This is a genomic window from Luteibacter sp. P4_E6 (genome assembly GCF_056401535.1).
This window is the reverse complement of the sequence record NZ_JBFUJE010000190.1, coordinates 1-7,265: the sequence shown is the minus strand read 5'-3', so window position 1 is coordinate 7,265 and position 7,265 is coordinate 1. Positions and strand designations below refer to the sequence as shown.

The following is a 7,265-nucleotide window of genomic DNA, read 5'->3' as shown; positions in this document are numbered from 1 at the left end:
GGACGAGGACGCGCTGGACTGGTACGCGGCGGTCGGCGACGACGATCCCCACATTTACGACGCGTCGGTTCGCAGCGCCGTCGTCCTTCACACGCAAGGCAAGGACGATGACGCGCATGAGATCGTCGCCGAGCTGCAGACTACCTATGCCGATCGCCCGGAGCAGTTGCTGAAGGCCTTCGCGCTCGACGGCGAGTTGTACATGGACGCCCGTCAGTTCGATGCCGCCGCCGCCTCATACAGCAAGGCGTTGCGCGTCAAGGCTGACGATACCGACATGCTTTACGGTCGCGGTCTCGCCTACGCGGAGGCGGGAAAGATAGATCTTTCGGTCGCCGACTTCCGCAAGGTGCTGGAGCTCAAGCCGGGCGACGTCGAAGCGAGTAACGCGCTCGGCTACACGCTGGCAGACAACGATCGCGATCTCGGCGAGGCGCAAAGCCTCATCGAGGCAGCCCGCAGTGCCCGTCCGGACGACCCGTCCGTCGCCGATTCCTGGGGGTGGCTGCAGTTCCGCCAGGGTCAGCTCGTCCAGGCGGAGAACACCCTGCGCAGCGCGTGGCTCAAGCGCAAGGACGCGGACATCGGCGTGCACCTCGCTGAAGTGTTGTGGGACCGTGGCGAGCACGACGAAGCCCGCAAGGTGCTCAACGAAGTGCGYCGCATCGATCCCAAGAACGCTTCCCTGGAGCGGACCGAACGGAAGCTCAGCCCTTGAGGTTCCTACCGAAAAGCGTCGTCCTGCTGCCGATGCTGTTGCTTGCCGCCTGCGCCACCACGAGGGTTCCGGTGCGTATCCAGGGCGATGCGGCCACGCTCGGCATGCAGGAGCAGCGCGAACGCAGCCTCGCCGATACCGACCACTGGACGCTCGAGGGCAAACTGTCCGTCAGTGACGGCAAGGACAGCAACTCCGGCTCGTTGACCTGGCGGCAGGACGGCGAACGCTACGAATTTACCGTGCGTGGACCGATCACCGGCCGTACGTTCCGGCTCACCGGCGGTCCTGACGGCGCCGAGCTGGCGGGTCTGGATGGCGGCCCGCGCCGCGGCGCCGACGCGGAATCCCTCATGGCGAGCACCGTGGGCTGGCAGATTCCCCTGGCAGAGCTGAAGCGCTGGGCGCTTGGCCTGCGCGCCGATACCGGGCCGGCGGACATCGCCTTCGGCGACGACCGGCTGCCGTCGCGCCTGGTTCAGGATGGCTGGACCGTCGACTACAAACAGTGGGACGTGACGCGTCAACCGGCGATGCCCACGCGGGTGTTTGCGGAAAAGGCGCCTTACAAGGTCAGGCTATCGGTAGAGAACTGGTCGTTCGGGCGATAGCCCGCCGCTATACTCCGCCCCTGTCGAAGCACCCCGGCCCATGATGAATTTTCAGATCTCCCGCGCTCTCGCGGACGATGCCGAGCGCCTCTGTGCCATCGAGCGGGCGGCCGTCGAGCTGTTCCGCGGACACGAGGCGTGGCACAGCTATTCCTCGATGGCGCTGCCCGGCGACGTTGTTCGTGAGTTGATCGTCCGTGGCCTCGTATGGGTCGCCACCGTCGACGAAGAGATCGTGGGCTTCGTGTGCCTCGATACGGACGGCCTGCCCGATACGATCGGCGTGGCGGAGATCGACGTGCTCCCGGCCTTCGGCGGCAAGGGTATTGGTGCGGCGCTTCTCGAGCATGCCTGCCGGTGGGCTCGCGAGGCGGGGTATCGCCGGGTTGACCTCGGGACCCTGGCCGACGTGCCCTGGAATGCGCCGTTCTACGCCAAGCATGGCTTCAGCGTGGTCGACAAGCACGCGCCGGCGCTCGCCCGCGCGCTTGCGCGTGACCGTGAAAATGGCTTCCCCGACCACCTGCGCGTGTTCATGAGCCGCCCGCTGGCGCCGTTGGAGGAGGGCGACTGGACCGTCTGGCCCGCTCCGGCCAAGCTCAACCTCTTTCTTCGCATCGTCGGTCGCCGCGATGACGGGTACCACGAGTTGCAGACCGTCTTCCGCCTGCTGGACTGGGGCGATGAGGTGAGGCTGCGGATTCGCGGCGACGGCGTCATTACGCGGCCCAATCCCATCAGTGGCGTTCCCGAAGACGCGGACCTGACCGTTCGCGCCGCGCGTCTCCTGGCCGCTGAGACGCGGACCGAGCTGGGCGCGGATATCGAGGTCGCCAAGCGCATTCCCATGGGCGGTGGGCTGGGGGGCGGCAGTTCGGATGCGGCCTCCGTCCTTGTCGGCCTGAACCTGCTGTGGCGCACCGGCCTTGATGAAGACGCCCTGGCGGCGCTCGGTGTCAGGCTCGGCGCGGATGTCCCGGTCTTCGTCAGGGGGCGCTCGGCCTGGGCCGAAGGGGTGGGCGAACAACTGACCCCGATGCGTCTGCCGCGCCGCTGGTATGTCGTGGTCGACCCCCGCGAGAACGTGCCCACCGGCGCGCTTTTCAAAGCCACCGAATTGACACGAAATGCCCCGCGGGCGACAATTTCATCCTTTGTTTCTGGGGATTCTGCGGAGAACGCCTTCGAACCGGTGGTTCGCGCGCGTCATCCGCAGGTAGCGGCTGCACTGGACTGGCTGGGTGGCTTCGGCCAGGCGCGCCTGTCCGGCAGTGGTGGTTGCATTTTTCTGGAAACGAGAACCCACGAGGCGGCCCTTGCGGTCGCCTCGCGCTGTCCCAGGGGCTTCAGGGCCCATGTGGCGGCGGGTATCGACCCCTCGCCGCTGCACATCGCGCGGCAACGGATCGAAGCTTCGGGCATCGTGTCGTAAGGACGGGAAAGGCCGCGGGCTGCGGCAGAACGTATTTGTTGGGGCGTCGCCAAGCTGGTTAAGGCACGGGATTTTGATTCCCGCATACGCAGGTTCGAATCCTGCCGCCCCAGCCACCGTTCGCGGTGGCAGAGCCGATCCATCCCTCTCTCACGCCAGGAGTTCCTACGTGGATACGTCCACCCCGATGCTGTTCAGTGGCAATGCGCACCGCCTGCTCGCCGACGATGTCGCCGCCCGTCTCGGTATTCCGCTGGGTAAGGCCCTCGTCGGCCGGTTCAGCGATGGCGAGGCTCAGATCGAGATCGAGGAAAACGTTCGCAAGCAGGAGGTCTTCGTCATTCAGCCGACGGGCGCCCCCAGCGCGGAGAACCTGTTCGACCTGTTGGTGCTGATCGACGCGCTCAAGCGCGCATCGGCCGGCAGCGTGACCGCGGTGATGCCGTATTTCGGCTATGCCCGCCAGGATCGACGCCCGCGCTCGGCGCGCGTGCCGATCACGGCGAAGCTGGCTGCCAAGATGATTGCGACGGCGGGTGCCGACCGCGTTCTGACCATCGACCTGCATGCCGACCAGATCCAGGGCTTTTTCGATATCCCGGTCGACAACGTGTATGCCTCACCGGTGCTCCTGGCCGACATCTGGCGTCACCACAGCATGGATGACCTGATCGTGGTCAGCCCGGACGTCGGTGGTGTGGTGCGCGCCCGCGCCCTGGCCAAGCGCCTCGACGACGCGGACCTGGCGATCATCGACAAGCGCCGTCCGAAGGCGAACGTGGCCACGGTCATGAACATCATCGGCGACGTGGAAGGCAAGACCTGCGTGCTGGTGGACGACATCGTCGACACCGCCGGTACGCTCTGCGCCGCTGCGGCGGCGCTGAAGGAAAAAGGCGCCCGCAAGGTCGTCGCGTACTGCGTCCATCCGGTGCTTTCGGGTGCCGCGATCCAGAACATCGAAGGCTCCCAGCTCGACCAGCTGGTGGTCACCAATACGCTGCCGTTGCGCGACAACGCCCGCGACTGTGCGAAAATCCGCCAGTTGTCGGTAGCGGAACTGCTCGCGGAGACGATCCGCCGCATCGCCTTTGGCGAATCGGTGAGCTCGCTCTACATCGACTGACGTATCGTTTTTCGGGCTCCCCTGGTCGCGGAGGAGCCCTTTACCAGTCGCCGGAAGGCGGCTTTCAACACTGAGGCAACACCATGTCAACGAATCACAAGCTCACGGCTACCAGCCGCAAGGTCGAGGGGAAGGGTGCGAGCCGCCGCCTCCGCCTGTCTGGCTACGTACCGGCTGTCATCTATGGCGGCACCGAAGCACCGCAGGCCGTTCAGGTCCTGCATAACGACGTCCTGCTCGGCTCGCGCTTCGAGTCCTTCTACTCCTCGGTCATCGACCTCACGGTCGACGGCAAGCTGCAGAAGATCCTGATCAAGGACTGGCAGAAGCACCCGTTCAAGCAGCTCATGCTGCACATGGACTTCCAGCGCGTCAACGAGAACGAAGTCCTCAAGGTCGCCGTGCCGGTGCACTTCCTGAACCAGGAAAAGTCGCCCGCCGGCAAGACCGCCGGTCTGGTCATTTCGCATAACCTGACGGAAGTCACCGTCTCGTGCCTGCCGAAGGACCTCCCGGAGTTCATCGAACTCGACCTGGCCAAGCTGTCCGCCGGCGATATCGTCCACCTGTCCGACCTCAAGCTGCCGGCCGGTGTGGAAATCCCGGAACTGGGCCTGGGCAAGGAACACGACGTTGCCGTCGTGACCGTCGCGTCGGTCCAGGAAGAAGTCGATCCGGAACCGGCTGCAGGCGCGGAAGCACCGGCTGCCGAAGACAAGCCGGCCGACAAGAAGTAATTAGGCAAATGTAGGAGCCGATTCACCGGCGATCAGGGCAATGTAGGAGCCGATTCATCGGCGAAAACCAACGGAGCGGCGATGCCGATTCGTCCAATTGCCCAGCCATCGCCGATAAATCGGCTCCTACAAAAGCCTGATGAAACAATGGCAACACTACGTCTCATCGTCGGCCTCGGTAACCCCGGGGCCGAATACGTCAGGACCCGGCATAACGCCGGGTTCTGGTGTGTCGACGCCCTGGCGATGGATCAGGGAGAGCGTTGGACCTTCGACGGCAAGCTGCATGGCGAAACCTGCAAGCTGCGCCTCGGTGGCGAGACCGTCTGGCTGCTCAAGCCCGCGACCTTCATGAACAAGAGTGGCATCGCCGTTGCTTCGGCGCTGCGCTACTACAAGATCGCGCCGGAAGAGTGTCTCGTCGCACACGACGAGCTCGACCTCCCGCCCGGCACCGTCCGCATGAAGTTCGATGGCGGCCACGGCGGCCAGAACGGATTGCGCGACATCGTGGCCCATCTCGGCCACGGCAAGTTTCACCGCCTGCGGATCGGCATCGGCCATCCGGGGCACAAGGACAAGGTCACCCCGTGGGTGCTCGGCCGTCCCAATGCGGCCGACGAGGACGCCATCATGCACGGCATCGGGCGCGCGTTCGACGTGCTGCCGCTGGCGCTGGATGGCAAGTTCGAAGAGGCGATGAAACGCCTGCATACGGTCGCCTGACCGCACCAATCACTTCTACCGGACCTTAATCGCCATGGGCATCAAATGCGGCATCGTCGGCTTGCCTAACGTCGGCAAGTCCACCCTGTTCAACGCGCTGACGAAGGCGGGCATCGCCGCGGCGAATTTCCCGTTCTGCACTATCGAGCCGAACACCGGCATCGTTCCTGTGCCGGACCTTCGCCTGACCCAGCTCGCGGATATCGTGAAGCCGCAGCGTGTCATTCCGACCACCATGGAATTCGTCGACATCGCCGGCCTCGTGGCTGGCGCGTCGAAGGGCGAGGGCCTGGGTAACAAGTTCCTCGCTCACATCCGCGAGACCGACGCCATCGCGCACGTGGTCCGCTGCTTCGTAGACGACAACGTCATCCACGTGGCGAACAAGGTCGACCCGATCTCCGACATCGAAACCATCGACACCGAGCTGGCGCTGGCCGATCTCGAAGCCGTGCTGAAGGCACTGGACCGTGCGACGCGCGCGGCCAAGGCCAACGACAAGGAGGCGACGGCGAAGAAGCCGGTGCTGGAGAAGCTTCGCGTCGCCCTCGACCAGGGCAAGTCGGCGCGCTCGGCCGGTCTCGATGCGGAAGAGAAGGCGCTCGTCCGTGACATGTTCCTGATCACGATGAAGCCGCTGATGTACATCGCCAACGTGGCGGAAGACGGCTTCGAGAACAACCCGCACCTGGACGCCGTGCGCGCACACGCGGCGCTGGAAGGTGCTGAAGTGGTGCCGGTCTGCGCCTCGATCGAGGAAGAGCTCGGCCAGCTCGAAGACGCCGACCGCGACGAGTTCCTGAAGGACCTTGGCTTCGAAGAGCCCGGCCTCAACCGCGTCATTCGCGCCGGCTACCGCTTGCTTGGCCTGCAAACCTACTTCACCGCCGGTGAGAAGGAAGTCCGCGCCTGGCAGGTCCGCGCCGGCTCCACCGCGCCGCAGGCCGCCGCCGTGATCCACACCGATTTCGAGCGTGGCTTCATCCGCGCCGAGACGGTCGCCTTCGACGACTTCATCAAGTTCAAGGGTGAGCAGGGTGCCAAGGAAGCCGGCCGCCTGCGCCTGGAAGGCAAGGAATACCTGGTCAAGGAAGGCGACGTGCTGCACTTCCGCTTTAACGTCTGATTGCTGGCGTTGTTGTTCGACAAAAAAGCCACGGCTCGCGCCGTGGCTTTTTTGTTAGCGGGGATCGATGTCTTCGACAGCGATAAGGACCCAGCGGTAGCCAGGCGGCGCCTCGGGTCGCGGCACTCGGGCATTCCGAGCAGAGGCCTGAAAGAAGCTCGGCGGTGGCGGCGGGGTCGGGTATGGCGGCGGCGGATTTGCATTGTAGAAACGGCCGTAGAAAAGCGTATTGATGTCGGGGGTCTGGCGGTCTGGTTTACTCACTGTCGTTCTCCTTCGGCGTCGCGAACTCGACGAGCGCCACGTCGGCCACATTTATCACCATCGCGTAACTGTGTGAAATGTTCCCCGCGGTGCCGGGAAGTTTGCGAGTGGCGTCCGTCACTAGAAAATGGCCTTTCTCAGCGTTCGAGGGCCAGATGACTGGCCAGCCATAAACCGTGGATTTGTCCCTGAGGTGCAACACGACGAATTGCGAATAATCCGAAAAAATGGTGAACCATTCGCAGGGATGCGATGTTCTCGTGGTGACGTTGTGCTTCCGCAGTGCGCCATGTACCAGATCGTGGTTGGTGATCGTGGCAACGAACAGTCCCAGTCCAAGTGCCGTCAACGCGCCAGCGAACATGTGGCTGTTGGCTGTCCAGTATCCGAACGCATGCCATTCGCCGACGCGCATGGCGAGCAGATTTTCGAGTGCAAACTGAGAAGGTTTTTCGTGCGGAGTCAGCCCGAAGTACACCCAGGTCACGAGGAATCCGGGGGCCAGGTACCGGAGGAGCGCGACGA

The 7,265-nt window shown here is 64.4% G+C and carries 8 protein-coding genes and 1 tRNA gene; 8 read left to right on the top strand and 1 reads right to left on the bottom strand.

The annotated features are described in order from the left end of the window. The 8 genes from AC1DT2_RS12595 to ychF form a co-directional block, all read left to right on the top strand. The coding region (locus AC1DT2_RS12595; protein ID WP_477296590.1) for a tetratricopeptide repeat protein at positions 1 to 718 on the top strand (718 nt) is incomplete at its 5' end. After that, positions 715 to 1,329 (top strand): lipoprotein insertase outer membrane protein LolB, encoded by a 615-nt coding sequence (gene lolB, locus AC1DT2_RS12590; RefSeq protein WP_255548732.1) that lies wholly within the window; start codon positions 715 to 717, stop codon positions 1,327 to 1,329. The genes AC1DT2_RS12595 and lolB, both read left to right, overlap by 4 nt. Before the next feature lie 43 nt (positions 1,330 to 1,372). After that, positions 1,373 to 2,761: a 4-(cytidine 5'-diphospho)-2-C-methyl-D-erythritol kinase gene (gene ispE / locus AC1DT2_RS12585; RefSeq protein WP_213950082.1), complete on the top strand. Its 1,389-nt coding sequence runs from the start codon at positions 1,373 to 1,375 to the stop codon at positions 2,759 to 2,761. Between the two features lie 39 nt (positions 2,762 to 2,800). After that, positions 2,801 to 2,877 (top strand) — tRNA-Gln (locus tag AC1DT2_RS12580). Between the two features lie 71 nt (positions 2,878 to 2,948). After that, complete coding sequence (locus AC1DT2_RS12575; RefSeq protein ID WP_213950081.1) at positions 2,949 to 3,887, top strand: ribose-phosphate diphosphokinase; 939 nt, start codon at positions 2,949 to 2,951, stop codon at positions 3,885 to 3,887. An 83-nt stretch (positions 3,888 to 3,970) separates the two neighbouring features. Then, a complete protein-coding gene (locus tag AC1DT2_RS12570; protein ID WP_213950027.1) occupies positions 3,971 to 4,624 on the top strand; it encodes a 50S ribosomal protein L25/general stress protein Ctc in 654 nt (217 codons plus the stop codon). Positions 4,625 to 4,771: 147 nt separating this feature from the next. Next, positions 4,772 to 5,350 carry an aminoacyl-tRNA hydrolase gene (gene pth, locus AC1DT2_RS12565; RefSeq protein ID WP_063573734.1) on the top strand — a complete coding sequence of 193 codons (579 nt, stop codon included), beginning with the start codon at positions 4,772 to 4,774 and terminating at the stop codon, positions 5,348 to 5,350. A 34-nt stretch (positions 5,351 to 5,384) separates the two neighbouring features. Beyond that, positions 5,385 to 6,476 (top strand): redox-regulated ATPase YchF, encoded by a 1,092-nt coding sequence (ychF, locus tag AC1DT2_RS12560; protein WP_213950026.1) that lies wholly within the window; start codon positions 5,385 to 5,387, stop codon positions 6,474 to 6,476. 256 nt (positions 6,477 to 6,732) lie between these two features. Here ychF and AC1DT2_RS12555 read toward each other — a convergent pair. Beyond that, on the bottom strand, positions 6,733 to 7,265 hold a 533-nt coding region (locus tag AC1DT2_RS12555; protein WP_477296587.1), incomplete at its 5' end, for a hypothetical protein.